The organism is Halomonas sp. ATBC28 (assembly GCF_005937175.1).
Classification (GTDB): Bacteria; Pseudomonadota; Gammaproteobacteria; order Pseudomonadales; family Halomonadaceae; genus Vreelandella; species Vreelandella titanicae.
On the sequence record NZ_VCQL01000019.1, the window covers coordinates 1 to 16,247 of the forward strand.

The following is a 16,247-nucleotide window of genomic DNA, read 5'->3' on the forward strand; positions in this document are numbered from 1 at the left end:
TCCTCGCAATGACGTAGGTGATATTATTGAAATCCTTCACCTGTCATTGCGAACGTAGTGAAGCAATCTCGGGGTTACCTGCCACCGCAGATCGAGATTGCCTCGTCGCTGCGCTCCTCGCAATGACATATGAGTAGGCTCCTCACAATGATCAACTGGGTGTCATTGCGAGCGATGTGAAACACATCTCAGAATATGCTGCCTCGGCAAGCGAAATTGCCGCGGCAGCATTTACTTTAAATTTTGCTAAGGTATTGGTGCCTTAGGCCGATAGGGAACAACGTTGCTTACTTACATCGGCTAGGAAAAAAATGACACGCTTAACGACGACGCAAAAACTCTGGGGAACGCTGGGTATTATCTGGGTTGCCATGCTACTGCTGGTAGGCTGGTTGGCCTGGGAGAATCGCCAGACGATTGAGAGTGAACGCCGAGACAGTATTCAATACGTGGTGGAAAGCGTACAGAGCCAAATTGAAGCGCTACAAGAGCGGGTAGTTGCTGGAGAGCTCAGCCTTGAAGAAGCCCAACAGCGTGCCATCGACAATATGTCTAGCGTCAGTTTTGGCGGTGGAGAATATATCTTCTCCTTCGATGATGACCTAAAGATCGTTTCCCACCCCAAGCGCCCCCGCGGTGAAGACATGAGCGCTTACCAGGATGCCAGCGGCATGGATCTTTACGCTGCTTTTCGAGAAGCAGCTCAAGCTGGCGGTGGGCACGTTGACTACTACTCCCGTCGTATTACTGGTGATGAGCAGGTACCGAAAATCAGTTACGTGGCCTATCTTCCCGAATGGCAGTGGTCGCTGGCCACGGGTGTTTATGTAGATGATATAAACGAAGCTTTTATTACACGTTTAATTTACTCGGTAATGGTACTGCTGATTATAGGCCTTCCTGTAACGCTGCTAATGGGCTGGGTCATTCGTGATGTTGCTCGCAGGCTGGGGGGCGACCCACGCTATGCAGCTAGCGTAGTACGCCATATTGCTGATGGAGATTTGACCCAAACCACTCAGCTTTCGCCGAAGGATCAGCAGAGCTTACTATTTGATATCAACCGGATGCGTGAAACCCTGGCCAATACCATTGGCGATATTCACCACGGCGCAAACCAGGTTAACAGTGGCGTAGAGCAGATTGTGGGTGTTAATGAAGAGCTTTCCACACGCACCGAAGAGCAGGCAGCGTCGTTGGCCGAAACGGCTTCCAGCATGGAGCAGCTTACCGCCACGGTTAAACAAAATGCCGAACATGCGGATCACGCACGAACACTTGCCACGCGCACCGCTGACAGCGCTCAACGCGGCAGTGACTCAATGTCCACGGTGATCTCCACCATGGCGACGATTAACGAAAGCGCCACTCAAATGAGCAGCATCGTTAACACCATTGACGGCATCGCCTTCCAAACCAACATTTTGGCACTTAATGCCTCGGTGGAAGCCGCCCGAGCCGGCGAGCAGGGGCGCGGTTTTGCCGTTGTCGCCAATGAAGTTCGCCAACTAGCCAGCCGTTCGGCTGCTGCCGCCCAAGAGATCAAAACGCTGATCGAAGCGTCGGATAGCAAAGTGGTGGAAGGCAGCCGTCAAGTGCATGACACCGGCGATGAGATCAATGGCATGGTCGATGACATTAAACAGCTCAGTACACTGGTTCAGGAAATCTCTGCAGCCACCATTGAGCAGAGCAGCGGCATTGAGCAGGTCAATCAGGCGGTAACGCAGATGGATCAAATGACCCAGCAAAATGCCGGCCTGGTGCAAGAGAGTAACCACGCCACCCAAACGCTCGCACAGCTCAGTGCTCAGCTGCGTCAACTGGTTGCCCACTTCCGCATTAACCAGAGCACGGGACATGCACAAGCAAATTTACCCGCCTCGTCATCGGCTCCGCGTGCAGCCCTCCAGCACAGCGATTTTTGATGTCTTGTCATTGCGAGCGCAGTGAAGCAATCTCGGGGTTACCTGCCATCGCAGATCGAGATTGCCGCGTCGCTGCGCTCCTCGCAATGACATATGAGTAGGCTCCTTGCAATGACAAATGGGTGTCATCGCGAGCGAAGCGTGGCGATCGCGGTGTTGTCATTGGGAACGCAGTGAAGCAATCTCGAGGTTACCTGCCATCGCAGATCGAGATTGCCGCGTCGCTGCGCTCCTCGCAATGACATATGAGTAGGCTCCTTGCAATGACAAATGGGTGTCATCGCGAGCGAAGCGTGGCGATCTCGGTGTTGTCATTGGGAACGCAGTGAAGCAATCTCGGGGTTACCTGCCATCGCAGATCGAGATTGCCGCATCGCTGCGCTCCTCGCAATGACATATGAGTAGGCTCCTTGCAATGACAAATGGGTGTCATCGCGAGCGAAGCGTGGCGATCGCGGTGTTGTCATTGGGAACGCAGTGAAGCAATCTCGAGGTTACCTGCCATCGCAGATCGAGATTGCCGCGTCGCTGCGCTCCTCGCAATGACATATGAGTAGGCTCCTTGCAATGACATATGAATAGGCGCTAAACCTTACCTTGGTTATCCAGCTCTACCGCTTCGTGCATACGCGTGAGCAGATCTGGCACCGCGGCCTGAACACGGTTCCAGCTGGGGATAAAGGGTCGCTCACGTGGGTTATCCATAAAAAGATTGCCCGCTTCGAGCAGGTTACTGGCAAACAGCTCCACGGCCTGCTCTTCGCTGTGGCGATCAAGGCTTAGGCCGTTCATCGTCGCATCGTGGTCATAGGCTTCGATTAAATCCAGCGCAAAGCGGTAGTAGGTGGCTTTAAGCGTGCGGAAGTCTTCGCTGCTAAAGGTAACCCCCTGGGTGGCTAGTTTGCGATAGAGCGCTTTTGAAATATCAAGACTCATGCGATTTAAGCCGCTATCAGGATCATCTTCGCTAACCGGCTGATGCTTGTGGTCATAGGCATCGGCAATATCTACCTGGCAGAGCTGGCGCAAGGAGTAGTTGCGCTGTAACTCCGACAAAACGCCAATCTCCAGGCCCCAGTCTGCAGGCATACGAATCCCCTCAAGCACTTCGCTGCGCATCGCAAACTCACCTGACAGTGGGTAGCGAAAGCTATCCAGGTAATCAAGGTAGGGCATCGGCCCACAGACAGTTTTAAGCGCCCGCAGCAGCGGTGTGACTAACAGCCGTGAGACGCGCCCATTCAGTTTGCCCTCGGCAATACGGGGGTAATAACCTTTGCAGAAGCTGTAATTGAAATTGGGGTGCGCCACCGGATACATCAAGCGCGCAAGCAGCCCACGCTCATAGGTCAAAATATCGCAGTCGTGAAGCCCTACCACCGTCGAGCGCCCTGACGACAGCATATAGCCTGCGCAATACCATACATTGCGCCCTTTCCCAGGCTCTAAAGCGCCTAAACCGTGCTCTTCCAGCTCCGCATCCAGGGCGCGCAGCCGTGGGCCATCGTTCCATAAGATGCGCGTGTGTTGCGGCAGGCGTGAGAAAAACTCCCGAGCATATAAAAATTGCTCGCGATCGGCTCTATCCAGGCCAATGACAATCTCGTTGAGATAAGGGACTTTAACCAGCTCATCGACGATCGCCGACAGCGCTGGCCCTTCCAGCTCCGAAAACAGCGACGGTAGAATCAGCCCCATTGGACGTCGTCGAGCAAACTGGCACAGCTCTTGTTCAAGCGCCTCCACCGAGCGCCGGGTAAGGTTGTGAAAGTCGGTAATAATTCCGTTTTGATGAAAGTCACTCATTCACTTACCTCCCTGGATTCATAGAACTGGACTCAAATAACTGGACTCAAATAACTGTACTCAAAGGACAGCGGCATCGCCCTTTTCCGCCGTCGCTAAACGGCGGTCATCTCGCCCCCACCAGTAGGCCACTCCCTCAGACCAGCCGGTTGGCCCTGTGGCATCCGTGCGATAGAGCGAAGCGTTGCGGGGTTCTACGGCTAAGTCGTGACAACCTCGTATCACGACCGCTTGATCCACTGCTTCGAGCATAGTGATATCGTTTGGCCCATCTCCCAAACCCAATGAAAGAGGCATTCGCCCTCTTAATGCCGTGAAGCGTTTAACCAGCCACTCGACGGCATTGCCCTTATCGGCGGAGCGCCCCATTACATGCCAAAAGCGCCCACCTTGAGTAAGCTGTAAGCCATCCCCCTCTAAAGCGGCGCGAAACGTCTCAAGGGCCACGGCCGAGTCTTCCCACAACAACGGTTCGCTACCTTCCCGCTGCCGAGCATCCCGGGCGCGAACTGCGTCGAGCCCGGTAAGCTCCATCACCTCAGCTACGCTCATCTCTCCCATGCGGGTAAAGCGAATATCCAAGCGTTCACGCCACACCTTTAATCGGGCACGTATAAAGCCAATATCCACACCAGGATGTTTGATAACGACACCATCACGGCCACTGCCTGGACGGTCTAAGCGTGCATGACACCAGCCAGGGGGGAGACCAATAACCGCACCATTTTCAGCAATAAATGGGGTTGCCGTGAGGCCCAGCGCTTCGCGCAGCGGTATCAGTTCGGCACGGGTTTTACTGGTCACCGGAACCACCGGCACCCCCATTTGCTTTAAGCGGGCAAGCCAGGGAGCAGCAGGGCTGAAGTCATAACTGTGATGGTCGAGCAGTGAGCCATCTAAATCGGTCAAGACAAGCCGCGGCTGCAGAGCCGGATCAACCGAAGGGGTTGACGCTGAAAGACGAGCGGGTTCAGGCATAGCACTACCTCTCTTCGGCCTTAACGCTTCGTTAAGACGTCATGTCTAGAACGCCTAAATAGCTATGGCCAGCTATTAACTACTATGACCAGCTATTAATTGCTACGTAAAGCATAGCAATTAATAAGCCAAAACAGAGAAGTGTCTATTCAACAGAGGGTTACGTGGCATTTGACGGGATAAATAAATCAGAGTACTTGCAAGCACCAAAAAGAGGCAGTTAAAACGCACCACAAAAGTGCATGAAGCAGATCGGTGCGCTTTGTACAGCCCCTTTCAGAATAAGCATTAGCGATAACTAAGATGATAAAAAGTAAAAAAAGCTTTACCGCACTTGGCAACGCTTAATAAATAGCTATACTGATATTGTACCCACTGGCAATCCTGTACACCCCCTCACCTGATGCCAGTGGACTGCAGTGAGCCAAGCCCTTTAATGCCCGCCTCCCCCGGCGGGCTTTTTTCTATGTCATTGCCCCTCTTATGTCATCGCGAGCGAAGCGTGGCGATCATGTTGCCGTCATTGCAAACATAGAGAAGCAATCTCGGGGTTAGCTATCACTGACAAATCAGATTGCCGCGTCGCTGCGCTTCTCGCAATGACATTTTCCTTATAGCTGAGCAGCTATTTACTCCTCTATTAACTGCCCCTTACTCCACATGAATCACCACCTCAACCCGCCGATTACGTGCACGCCCTTCCGCGGTGGCGTTGCTCTCTAGCGGTTTTGTTGCTGCCAAGCCGACTGCGCGAAGGCGTTCAGCATCCACGCCCGCCGCTTCCAGCGCTTCCACAATGGCAATGGCACGAGCACTCGACAGCGCCCAGTTAGATGAGAACTCCTCGGTGCTAATGGTCTGGCTGTCCGAATGGCCCTCCACCCACACTTCGCCATCGTAGCGCTGAATAGTCTCGAGCAAACTGCTCACTAGTGACGACCCATCGTTGGTTAGCTCAGCCGTGGCAGAGGGAAACAGCAGTTGATCCTGTACACGCAGGCTAATCCCCTCAGCCACCCGCGATACTTCAACACCCTCCAGGTCGGGCAAATAGGTAGACTCTTCAACGCGTTCCGAAAGCGCCTGATTTAGCGCAGTCGCCCCCGCTACTGACTCATCGCTCACCGCTTGTACATTTGCCGGGGGGTGGTCGGTTAACACCACCATGTAGTCAGCTAAGGGCGATGTAAAATCATCGCTGCCCGCGGGCATCAGTAGTTTTGGTAAAGAAATAACCGGCTCAGCAGGCGGCAATGGTGCTGCCAAAAGCGGTGGAACACCGAAGCTGACTCGTCGAGGAAGATCGGCCAGCTTGGGCAGCCCTGCCACGCCAAGTGCCGCACTAATCGCCATGGGGTTCAATCCAGCACTGCTCCACCGGGCGACACTCTCACGCTCATGGCTTACCTGGGCCAATGCATCAGGCAGGGGGACTCCCAAAGTAGGCGAGGATGTGCCCGCGTCCTCGCTCACATTATCCTTCTGGTTCAATTGAGGAATAACCGGCCCTGCAGCGGCGATAATGACCACGAACAGAGCCACCAACAAGGTCATGATATCGAGATAACTGATCATCCAACCGCTACCGCTATCACTTTCATGATAGGCCGACATCAGCGAATCATGGCGCGGACCGCCGCGGTGATCTTCAAGCATTGGCATTATCGCTCATTCAAGTTTTTAACCTCGTGGCCGATCTTGCTAGGTATGATGAATTAGATACGTCGAATTAGGCATGGCAAACTAAGCAAAGCACATAGTCTATCAAAAGCCGTTTTGTAGCGAAAAAGGAACCAGCAGGTGCGCACCCGTCCCCGATTATTTCCATTACCCTATTTCATACGTCCTGTTAGTTTGGGGCTGGCAAGCTTAATGCTTAGCGGCTGCTTTTATGCCAACACATCTCAAGCGCCGATCGCCACTACCTACCCCTATACCGAACAGCAACGTATGCAGGCAGCTCACCACTGGGATGTGCTGGCCCGCCATGAAGCTACCAGCATTTTACAACGCGAGCGCGTTCGCAATCGCGATTTACACATCAGCGAGTCAGACAGTGAAGCACTGCACGCCTACAGTGGCGGTGAATTTGGGCGTGGCTTTCGCGCACTGCTGACCAGCGAACTGGTGTCACGGGGCGCTAACCTTACCACCGTCCCCACTGCAAACAGCGCCAATATCACTATCGACGTCGAAGTTGTCGAGCACCGTGACCGCGGCTTTATCCGCCCACCGGTTGGCGCTTTTACCGCACTCACCGCGGGCATTGCGGTAGCCACGATTCCGTTTAATCAGTGGAGCGAACCTGCGCTGGGATTAATCCCCGCCGGCATGCTTGCCGATACCACCAGCGGTAGTTGGACATACACCGGTGACGAAGAGATCATCGTGACCACGCAAATTATCGACGGCGAACGAATTCTCTACTCTTCGTCCAACATTTACTACATCAATGCCGGTGACCGTCGTCAATATGCCCCTCATCGCGTGCCTCAGGCACCTACCACTCCCTCCGTTCCCCTTACTGATACGTGGTAATTTCATGCTGATGACACTTTTAACTACTTGGCGTACTCGCTCTATCAGCCATGCTACCCGTGGGATGACCATGGGCATAACGCTACTGTTACTGGCTGGTTGCAGCGCGCTGGGCAATGCTAACAACACGCCCGCTGAACCGGAACCCGATCTCTCTGAATTGGTTCATGCCGCTGCCGAGCAGATGGTTGCCAGCAATCCAGAACTCACGCGCTATAGCCCCATGATTGCCGCCACTTTTGTGAGCATCGACAATCTAAGCCAGTCGTCTACGCTTGGGCGTATTAGCTCTGAAATTATGGCCTCCGCACTGGCCCGCCAGGGTATGCAGGTACGCGAAGTCAAAATGCGCGACAGCATGTTTATCGAAGAGAGCGTGGGGGAATTGATTCTATCACGGCAAGTTCAGCGCCTAACCGCTCAGCACAACGCCCGTTCAATTTTAATGGGCACCTATGCACAGGGCCAGGACTACGTCTATGTAAGTGCTCGGGTCGTGCGAGCAGGTGATGCCATGGTACTCGGCAGCGCCGATTTCCGCTTACCGCTCAATAACAACACCCGAAGCTTGTTAGAGGGTCAAGGGGGTTGGTGAGCACTCACGATTTTTGGCAAGCTCACGTTTATCTTGTAGTGGTGGGCGATTCAATCAACTTATATCCTTGGGCAATGGCAAACGAATGGCAGGTATTGGCGGGCACTTAAACGATGGGTTGCAACTTCGACCCTCTAGAGATTCAGATCATCTTTTTCTTGAAGCGCTTTATCGAGATATCCGGCAAGACCTGCAACTAGCGCTGGCTGATCAAGATATGATTGAGGCGCTGCTTGAGATGCAGGTTAAGGCCCAAGCAATCGGTTATGGAACCGCCTACCCCAATGCCTTGTATTATATCATCGAGAAACAGGGTGAGCGGATCGGCCGTGTGACGGTGGATTTCGGTGCTAATGAAGTGCATATTCTCGACCTCGCGCTGATCAAGGGGGCACGTAACAAGGGCTACGGGGCTGTTGTTCTTAAGGCAGTCCAGTCAGCAGGGGCTCAAGTGATGAGCCCCGTTTCCCTCTCCGTCGATCCATTTAATGTTTATGCCAAACAGCTTTACCAGCAGCTAGGGTTCCGTTTTGAAGGATTAATGGGGGCAGTAGAGCGCTGGGTCTGGTATCCGCAAACGCCCTAGTCAACTATTAGTTAAAACTATTAGTTAAAAACCAGTTGATACCAGGGCCGTGGGTCGCCCCCCATTGGGGGTAACACACGGTTAATGTAGACGCCTTCCAGCGTTGCCCCGTCGCCTAAGCGCAAGACCCCGGTGGCGCTGGTAAAATCAACCTCGTCTTGCTGCCCAGACAGAAGAACACCGAAAGGCTCTCGCGCTTCGTCTGCCCCAGGCACTTGGCAGTCGGGGCGGCTTGTTATTTGCTCGACCGTTAACTTCACCGAAAGCGCAGAGGTCGCCTCAAAGGTACACTCTTTTCCCTGTAGCGGCTGAAAGTCCGCCGCCGTAATGGTGCCTAACATCGTGACTCCTACGATAAGAGGCCGAACCTCCAAACGTTCGGCCACCATCACTTGTTGCCCTACCTATTATTGGCGGGATGGATAGATACCCTGCAATGCAATACTGAAGTTCAGGGCGAGATAAGGGTTCATAACGTTAAACGGTTGGCTCCCTCCGGTAATGCCCGTTTGGCCATTGCCTAACTCAACCGTGCCAGAGGGGGTGCCACGGAAGTAATTGTTCACAGAGCCACTAAGGCCCGTTTTTCCGCTGGCTAAATAATCTCCTGTGGCAGGCGTGTCTTCATTGGCGTCATCCGGCGTAGTCATTGCCCCTGCGGCATGGGTATGTTGAGGCATTTGATTGATAGTCAGTGTGCGGTTTTCCGCTCCAGCCAGTTCCCCGATATCGACATTTGCCATGCCCGCTCCCTGACCTTGCCCTCTGGGCATTCGCCCTCTCAGATCTGGCAGGTTAAAGGTGGTTTGGCCGTTGCCACCGTAAACAGTGCCGAGCAAAGAGTAGAGAGCCTGATACTGTGCAATAGATAGCTGGGTACCATTGCACAGAGCCCAGTCCACCGGTGCCCATGCAAAGCCTAGCATTTTGATTTCCCCAACAAATGGATCCATAAAGCACTCCTTGTTACTGTTGTAATAAAAATGCCTTTAATAAGGCATCACTTAATGCCTACGCTGGCTAACATTGTCCACTCGCTACTAGGCCACTAACCGCTGCGCGTTAGTAGTGGGCAACCCTGCTGCACGCTCTAGTAACATAGCCTCATTGAACCTAGCAGTAAATCTTGCATACACTTAGGCCAGCGACCATAATCTTAGTACTTATTTGGTAATTTCCTCAATAAACTTCAATTTACTGCTTAAACTGTTTTTCCGTAGTAAGAAACCTAAAAACTGTATAAGTAGTGAGTAGTGAGAAAATCTAAATAAGCATAAGCTAAACAAAAAAAATTAAATAAAAATTTAGGACACTTCACAAAGCAGCGGGGCCCTTTTGGTGTAGCGAAGAGCGCGATCACGTGTTCCTGAACCTGGGAAGATGGGCCTAATCGAGCGACCAGATCATCCAGCAATGTTGAAATAGGGAAATCCAATGTATGCATCTTTCACCCTGTGAGCGTCTTTACATCAATCGCAGGCAGTGTCGCTTACTCAGTGACGGCTGTCATACTCAGCATTTCAGCTTAGATGCCGCAGAATCACAGTATCAGTTGGGTATCACCGAAATCACTAGAACGGTCACACATAGCACAACGGATCACTTCAGTATCAACTTCTCGCAACCCCTTGTCAGCGACGTGCTCTCGAAAGATCCTAGAGTAAAGAACTGCACAAGGAGCGTTAAGATAAGTATTACAGCGCTTCGGGTCGCTATCATTGGCGGCGGCGTCTCTGGCCTGCCACCCGCCTACTACCGGGTCGACGCCGTATAAGAAAAGCCGTCTAGAAAAGCGATATAAAAAAGACGTAGAAAAAACCTAGACAACCATATAACCAAATCTCTACACAACTTAAAGAGTGTACTCTTTATGAATACTCCCACTCACCAAACGCACCCAAGCCAATCGACTGGTCGTAACGAAGTTATCTTCGTCGACCCCCGAGTTGACGATTATCAAACACTGCTTAACGGCGTGACTGACGATACCGAGGTCATACTGTTAGACCCCAGCGCTAACGGCGTTGAACAAATCGCCCAAGCGTTGGCACAACGCAGCGGGGTTGATGCGATTCACCTCGTTTCCCACGGCAACGAAGGGCGCCTAGCGTTGGGCAATAGCACACTGGATAGCGAGACGCTGCCGAGTTATGCCAGCTTCCTGGAACAATGGGGCGATGCATTAGAGCCAGGCGGAGACATCCTTATTTATGGCTGTGATGTTGGCGGAGGCGAGCAAGGGCAGCGGTTTGTAGAGGCGCTAGCACGGGTAACCGGGGCGGACGTAGCAGCTTCCGATGATCTAACCGGGGCCAGCAACCTTGGCGGGGATTGGGATCTGGAACACCAAACAGGCCTGATAGAAACAGCCGTTTTTACACCCGCACCGGGGCTATTTCAGTCGACCTTGGCAATATCCAATGAGAATTTTGATGATGTAGGCCTTATCAATGATAGTCCTGTTACATCAATAAACATTGGAGATTGGACGTTTGCAATGGATGGTGCTGATAGGATAGCTACCCCAAACTCTTCAGACTTTACGCTCAACTTGAATAATTCAGGGGATCCTAATGACCGAGTAATTTGGATGAACTTTGAGAATCCAAATATTCGTCAATTCACCTTTTCTTCGACCGATGGGTCTGAATTCGATCTCGGCTCCGTTGCCATTGGCATATCTGAGACAACAACTGACACTAATCCCGTGGCAACGATTCAGGGGTTCCGTGACGGTGCCGCAGTAACTTCTGCGGAATCACTTGACTTTACAGCCTCCGATACACAGGGAGACGCTTACTACACCTTCAACGAAATTACGGCGGGTGGTGCTTATGGCGCTATAGATTTTCAGTCTGGCTACGACAACGTTGATGAAGTCAGGATTACATTTAGCGACGTCGCCGTGCTCGAAATGGATGACCTTGTCGCGTCACCTGCTGTCACGAATAATAATCCCGTTTTTGAAAATACGGATCCAGGCGGCCTGGTCGTCGACGAAACGTCCACTGATACCACCTCCGTCATCCACGATGTCAATGCCAACGATGGCGATAGCAGTGGAACCGACTCTGTCACCTACTCGATCACCGCTGGCAACGTCGACGGCGCGTTTGAGATCGATAGCAATAACGGCGAGATTCGTCTAGCGGATCCTGACGCACTCGACTATGAAGCCACCGCAAGCTACACCCTTACTATCCAGGCCGATGACGGTGAAAGCAGCAACAACACGGCTACTCAAGACATCACCATTTCCGTCAACGATATCGCCCCGGCCATCACCACCGGCCAAGTCTTTAGCGTTAAAGAGAGCGATGATAACAGCACGGTACTGGGCACTGTCGCTACCACGGGCGACGATCCAGTGAACTACTCCATCAAGTCCGGCAACACTGGCAACGCCTTCACTATCGATGGCACCACGGGCGAGATCACCCTGAGCGATACCAGCCAGCTCGACGCCAGTGTGACCGGTAGCTATACGCTCAGCGTACAAGCCACCGATGGTACGACCCCCTCGACGGAAAATATTACTATTAATGTGGTCGATGACGTGGCCCCTAGCGTTACCAGTATTGCCCCCAGCGGCTCGCCCGGTGCCAACGCGACCTCAATGGATTTCACCGTTACCTTTAGCGAAAGCGTCAACAATGTTGACGCCGGCGATTTTACCCTCACCTCTACCGGTACCGCCTCTGGCACTATTAGTGCGGTTGCTGGCAGCGGTGACAGCTATACGGTCAGCGTTACCGGTATTAGCGGTGAAGGCGACCTGCGCCTGGATCTTAACAGTGGCACCGATATCGACGATGGGGCGACCAATGCCCCGGCAGGCTACACCAGCGGTACGGCTCACAGCGTTGATCTGGTCAAGCCGAGCGTCACCAACGTCACTTCGCCGACGGCCGACGGGACTTATAACGCGGGTGACACCGTTGATATTACGCTGACCTTTAGTGAAGTTGTGACCGTAACCGGGACGCCGCAGCTAACGCTGGAAACCGGGGCAACTGACCGAGTCATTGATTACACGGCGGGCTCCGGTACAAACACGCTGACGTTTGCGTATACCGTTCAAGCAGGCGATGAAACCAGCGATCTGGCGCTGGCGGGCAGCGAGATCCTGCTCAATGGCGGCTCTATAAAGGACTCGGCAGGTAACGACACGGTGTTGGCCCTGCCCGCCTCAGGCGATGCTAACTCTTTGAGTAGCAATAAAGATATTGTGATCGATGCCATCGCCCCTAGCATTACGAGTATTGCGCCCAGTGGTTCACCTGCAGCCAATGCTTCCTCAGTGGATTACACCGTTACCTTTAGCGAAGACGTCGACGATGTTTCTATCGATGACTTCCTACTCAACACCACCGGCAGCGCTTCGGGTAATATCGCCTCCATTTCAGGCTCCGGCAGTAGCTACACCGTCACTGTGGATACCATTACTGGCGAAGGCGACTTGCGCCTTGACCTGAATGACGGCACCGACATCAATGATGGTGCAGGCAATGCCTCGGAGGGCTTCTCCAGCGGCACTGCACATACCGTTGACGTGGTGAACCCGAGTGTAACCAATGTCACCTCGACGAATGCCAACGGTACTTATAAAGCGGGCGACACCGTTAACATCACCCTAGCGTTCAGCGAAGCCGTGACGGTCAACGGTACACCGCAGTTGACGCTGGAAACCGGGGCAACGGATCGCACCATCGATTATGTGGCTGGCTCAGGTACCGACGAGCTGACGTTTGCGTATACCGTCCAGGCGGGGGATGAGTCCAGTGATCTGGCGCTGACCAACGCTGGAATCATCCTCAATGGCGGCTCAATTCGCGATGCAGCAGGCAACGACAGCGAACTCACCCTGCCCACACCGGGTACTGCCAACTCGCTGAGCGCCAACAAAGACATCGTCATTGATGCCGTCGCCCCCGTCATCACCAGCGTTTCTATTCCGGATAGCAGTCATAAAATCGGCGATACCGTGACCGTCGCTATTACCGCGGGAGAGCAAGGCTTGTCGCTGGACGCCGGTACGGTGAACGGGGTAGCGGTCAGCGATTTTACCGATCAGGGCGGCGGCAGCTATACCGCCACTTACACGGTACAGGAGGGGGATACCTCCCGCGCCCCAGGCGACGATATTCCCGTTAACTTTGTGCTGTCCGATGCGGCAGGCAATAGCTCTAGTACTTACACTACTGCTATCAGCCAGAGTGCTGATGTCATCGACGCGGCTCGCCCCACCCTGGATGGCGCTATTGTACCGTCGCTCGCCACCATTACTGACGACCAGATCGGCAGTGGAGGCTTTACCCTGACGCTGAACTTCAACGAAGCGATGAATACTGGCGTCGCACCCACGATCACTTTCCCAACGGAAGATCCCACAAACACGCTTACCTTTAACGCCGGCAGTTGGACGGATGCCAAGACCTATATCGCCACCTTTGACACTGCCGATGCCAATGAAGTGATCAATAACGTGGATGTGCGAGTCAGCGATGCTCAGGATGCGGCGGGCAATACGCTTGCCGCCGTAACGCAAAACGACCTCTTCAGCGTGGTGACCGCCACCAGCCCGGCGATTCAGGCGATTACCTCGCCCACCGCCGATGGCACCTTTGCGGTGGGCAGCAGCATTGATATCACCGTGACGTTCGATAAAGCGGTCGACTTTACTGCCAACGGCGGCGCGCTAACGGCTACACTCAACACCGGCGCAACGATCCTTCTCACCAATAGCGACGCCGCTAACCAAACGCAGTTTAGTGGCCGTTATACGGTGCAAGAGGGTGAGACGGACACCGATGGGCTTAACGTCGCCTCGCTAACCCTGACCGGCGGTGCCACGCTGGTCGCCCACGATAACGGCATAGCGGCGAACCTTGCTACGCTGCCCAACGGTCAAAACCTTGCCGACAGCGCTGAGTTGGCAGTTGATGCCAACTCGCCCGCGGCTACCCCAGCACCCACATTAGCGGCTGATTCCGATAGCGGTGTGAGCGATAACGACAATATCACCAATAACAATACACCCACCCTCATCGGCACCGGGGCCGAGGCAGGCGCTACCGTGACGGTACGTGTCGACGGCATCAGCGTGGGTAGCGTCACCGCCAATGGCAGCGGTGACTGGGCCTTCACCTTGGCCGAAGGCGATCTGAGCGAAGGCCTCAACACGATTGATACGCTGGTTGGCGATAGTGCAGGTAATACCAGCAGCGCATCGGCGGATCTTGCGCTAACCCTGGATAACACCGCGCCCACCGCCAATGACGATACAACAGCCACGGTACGTGAAGACGCGGGGGAGACCCTGCTAACCAACGTTAACGGAGCCGGCGACAAGCTCATCGATAACGACACAGGCGCAGACGACACGGCCCCTATCACCGCTGTGAATGACCGTGCCGATGCCCTGGGCAGCGCGGTGACGGGCAGCAACGGCGGGCGCTTTATTATCGAAGCCGATGGCACGGCTAGCTTCGACCCCAATGGCGAGTTTGAAGCCCTTGCCCACGGTGACACGCTGACCACCGATGTCACCGTCGACATTCAAGACACCGCAGGCAATACCAGCACGTCCACCCTTAGCGTGACAGTGGAAGGCGTCAATAATGCACCTACCATCGCCACCAACGCAGGCCCCAGCGTAAAAGCCGGCCGTAGCGTCACATTAACGACGGCCAACCTGAATGAAGGCGATCCGGATGATGCTGGCGATGAGCTCACTTATACACTGAACACCCTGCCAACGTCCGGTACGTTATTGCTCGATGGTACCGCCTTAGCCGCGAACGAGACGTTTACCCAACAAGACATCGACAATGGCTTGGTGACATTTACCGCGGGCAGCAGTGCGGGCAATGCCAGCTTTGACTTTACCCTGGCTGATGGCGACGAGGATGGTGTGGAAAGTGTCTCCGGCACTTTGACCCTTACAGTGGAAGCAGCACCGGTGCCGGAACCCGAGCCTGAGCCCGAACCTGAGCCCGAACCTGAGCCAGAACCTGAGCCCGAACCTGAGCCAGAACCTGAGCCAGAACCCGAGCCAGAACCTGAGCCTGAACCTGAGCCTGAGCCCGAGCCAGAACCTGAGCCTGAACCTGAGCCAGATAGCGATAATGACGGCGTGTCCGACAATGACGAAGCTCGCGTACCTTCTTTAGGCGAAGGAACTGGCGACGGCAATGGCGATAGCATCGCTGATGTTGAGCAGGATAACGTTTCCTCGCTACCGTTTTTAAATTCACCGACCGCGATCACGAATCCGGCCGGAGCCCCTGAAATATTTATCACACTGGCCGCCAATAATACGATTGATAGCACTAGTGAGCTGGTGTTACGCAATATTCGCCAGTTGGATGCGCCGGAAGATAGGCCAGACGACCTTGATATGCCGTTGGGGCTACTCTCGTTCGAGGCTGAAACTGACACTATCGGCGGCATCAGTGAGTTTAGCCTATTCGTAGATGGCGACCTGGAAATCAATGGCTACTGGAAACAAAATGCTGCCGGAGAATGGGTCAACCTCGCCAGTGAAGCCTTCGGGGGCGGCCTAGAGCAGCTAGATGGCAAACTGCGGCTCGACTTTATACTGCAAGATGGCGGCGAATTTGATAGTGACGGCATCGCCGATGGTGTGATCGTTGATCCAGGCGCCCTGGGGTTTCGCCAAACGGCAACGCCTCCACCGGAGCCGCCAACTGAACCTGAACCAGCCCCACCCGAACCAGCAGCGCCTTTCAACCCGCAAACCCCTGGCCTAGAAGATTTTTCTTGGATCTGGAACGAGCTGGGCTAACATGCTAAG

Annotated in this window: 11 protein-coding genes; 6 read left to right on the plus strand and 5 right to left on the minus strand. The window is 54.0% G+C overall.

Going from position 1 to position 16,247, the window contains the following annotated elements; translation table 11 throughout:
• The first annotated feature begins 311 nt into the window (after positions 1–311).
• The gene (locus E0L35_RS19520) at positions 312–1,928 is read left to right on the plus strand and encodes a methyl-accepting chemotaxis protein (protein ID WP_009288459.1); all 1,617 of its coding nucleotides are present in this window, start codon (positions 312–314) and stop codon (positions 1,926–1,928) included.
• Between the two features lie 585 nt (positions 1,929–2,513).
• Here E0L35_RS19520 and E0L35_RS19525 read toward each other — a convergent pair.
• The 3 genes from E0L35_RS19525 to E0L35_RS19535 all read right to left on the minus strand — a co-directional run bounded on the left by E0L35_RS19525 (position 2,514) and on the right by E0L35_RS19535 (position 6,374).
• Positions 2,514–3,734, minus strand: a complete 1,221-nt coding sequence (locus E0L35_RS19525) for a hypothetical protein (RefSeq protein WP_009288458.1) — start codon at positions 3,732–3,734, stop codon at positions 2,514–2,516.
• Between the two features lie 60 nt (positions 3,735–3,794).
• A complete protein-coding gene (locus E0L35_RS19530) occupies positions 3,795–4,712 on the minus strand; it encodes an HAD-IIB family hydrolase (RefSeq protein ID WP_041157905.1) in 918 nt (305 codons plus the stop codon).
• A gap of 651 nt (positions 4,713–5,363) precedes the next feature.
• Positions 5,364–6,374, minus strand: coding sequence for an OmpA family protein (locus E0L35_RS19535; protein WP_349304649.1), 1,011 nt, complete (start codon positions 6,372–6,374; stop codon positions 5,364–5,366).
• A gap of 138 nt (positions 6,375–6,512) precedes the next feature.
• Between E0L35_RS19535 and E0L35_RS19540 the strand changes: the two genes are divergently transcribed.
• The 3 genes from E0L35_RS19540 (at position 6,513) to E0L35_RS19550 (ending at position 8,431) form a co-directional block, all read left to right on the plus strand.
• A complete protein-coding gene (locus E0L35_RS19540; RefSeq protein WP_022519976.1) occupies positions 6,513–7,250 on the plus strand; it encodes a hypothetical protein in 738 nt (245 codons plus the stop codon).
• Positions 7,251–7,254: 4 nt separating this feature from the next.
• Positions 7,255–7,845, plus strand: coding sequence for a FlgO family outer membrane protein (locus E0L35_RS19545; protein WP_249362162.1), 591 nt, complete (start codon positions 7,255–7,257; stop codon positions 7,843–7,845).
• A gap of 85 nt (positions 7,846–7,930) precedes the next feature.
• Positions 7,931–8,431 carry a GNAT family N-acetyltransferase gene (locus E0L35_RS19550; protein ID WP_249362163.1) on the plus strand — a complete coding sequence of 167 codons (501 nt, stop codon included), beginning with the start codon at positions 7,931–7,933 and terminating at the stop codon, positions 8,429–8,431.
• 20 nt (positions 8,432–8,451) lie between these two features.
• On the opposite strand, the gene E0L35_RS19555 is transcribed toward E0L35_RS19550, so the two are convergent.
• Both E0L35_RS19555 and E0L35_RS19560 read right to left on the minus strand, forming a co-directional pair.
• Positions 8,452–8,772 carry a hypothetical protein gene (locus E0L35_RS19555; RefSeq protein ID WP_027959606.1) on the minus strand — a complete coding sequence of 107 codons (321 nt, stop codon included), beginning with the start codon at positions 8,770–8,772 and terminating at the stop codon, positions 8,452–8,454.
• A gap of 66 nt (positions 8,773–8,838) precedes the next feature.
• Positions 8,839–9,384, minus strand: a complete 546-nt coding sequence (locus E0L35_RS19560; protein WP_138801218.1) for a tail fiber protein — start codon at positions 9,382–9,384, stop codon at positions 8,839–8,841.
• A gap of 485 nt (positions 9,385–9,869) precedes the next feature.
• Here E0L35_RS19560 and E0L35_RS19565 point away from each other — a divergent pair, with 485 nt between their 5' ends.
• Positions 9,870–10,205, plus strand: coding sequence for a hypothetical protein (locus E0L35_RS19565; protein WP_138801219.1), 336 nt, complete (start codon positions 9,870–9,872; stop codon positions 10,203–10,205).
• Between the two features lie 96 nt (positions 10,206–10,301).
• Positions 10,302–16,238, plus strand: coding sequence for a DUF4347 domain-containing protein (locus tag E0L35_RS19570; protein WP_138801220.1), 5,937 nt, complete (start codon positions 10,302–10,304; stop codon positions 16,236–16,238).
• Positions 16,239–16,247 lie beyond the last annotated feature (9 nt).

What these genes read in the sequence shown, in the direction of transcription:
- E0L35_RS19520 (WP_009288459.1), top strand. Translation starts at nt 312, where the DNA reads ATGACACGCTTAACGACGACGCAAAAACTCTGGGGAACGCTGGGTATT.
- E0L35_RS19525 (WP_009288458.1), bottom strand. Translation starts at nt 3,734, where the DNA reads ATGAGTGACTTTCATCAAAACGGAATTATTACCGACTTTCACAACCTT.
- E0L35_RS19530 (WP_041157905.1), bottom strand. Translation starts at nt 4,712, where the DNA reads ATGCCTGAACCCGCTCGTCTTTCAGCGTCAACCCCTTCGGTTGATCCG.
- E0L35_RS19535 (WP_349304649.1), bottom strand. Translation starts at nt 6,374, where the DNA reads ATGCCAATGCTTGAAGATCACCGCGGCGGTCCGCGCCATGATTCGCTG.
- E0L35_RS19545 (WP_249362162.1), top strand. Translation starts at nt 7,255, where the DNA reads ATGCTGATGACACTTTTAACTACTTGGCGTACTCGCTCTATCAGCCAT.
- E0L35_RS19550 (WP_249362163.1), top strand. Translation starts at nt 7,931, where the DNA reads ATGGCAGGTATTGGCGGGCACTTAAACGATGGGTTGCAACTTCGACCC.
- E0L35_RS19555 (WP_027959606.1), bottom strand. Translation starts at nt 8,772, where the DNA reads ATGTTAGGCACCATTACGGCGGCGGACTTTCAGCCGCTACAGGGAAAA.
- E0L35_RS19560 (WP_138801218.1), bottom strand. Translation starts at nt 9,384, where the DNA reads ATGGATCCATTTGTTGGGGAAATCAAAATGCTAGGCTTTGCATGGGCA.
- E0L35_RS19565 (WP_138801219.1), top strand. Translation starts at nt 9,870, where the DNA reads ATGCATCTTTCACCCTGTGAGCGTCTTTACATCAATCGCAGGCAGTGT.
- E0L35_RS19570 (WP_138801220.1), top strand. Translation starts at nt 10,302, where the DNA reads ATGAATACTCCCACTCACCAAACGCACCCAAGCCAATCGACTGGTCGT.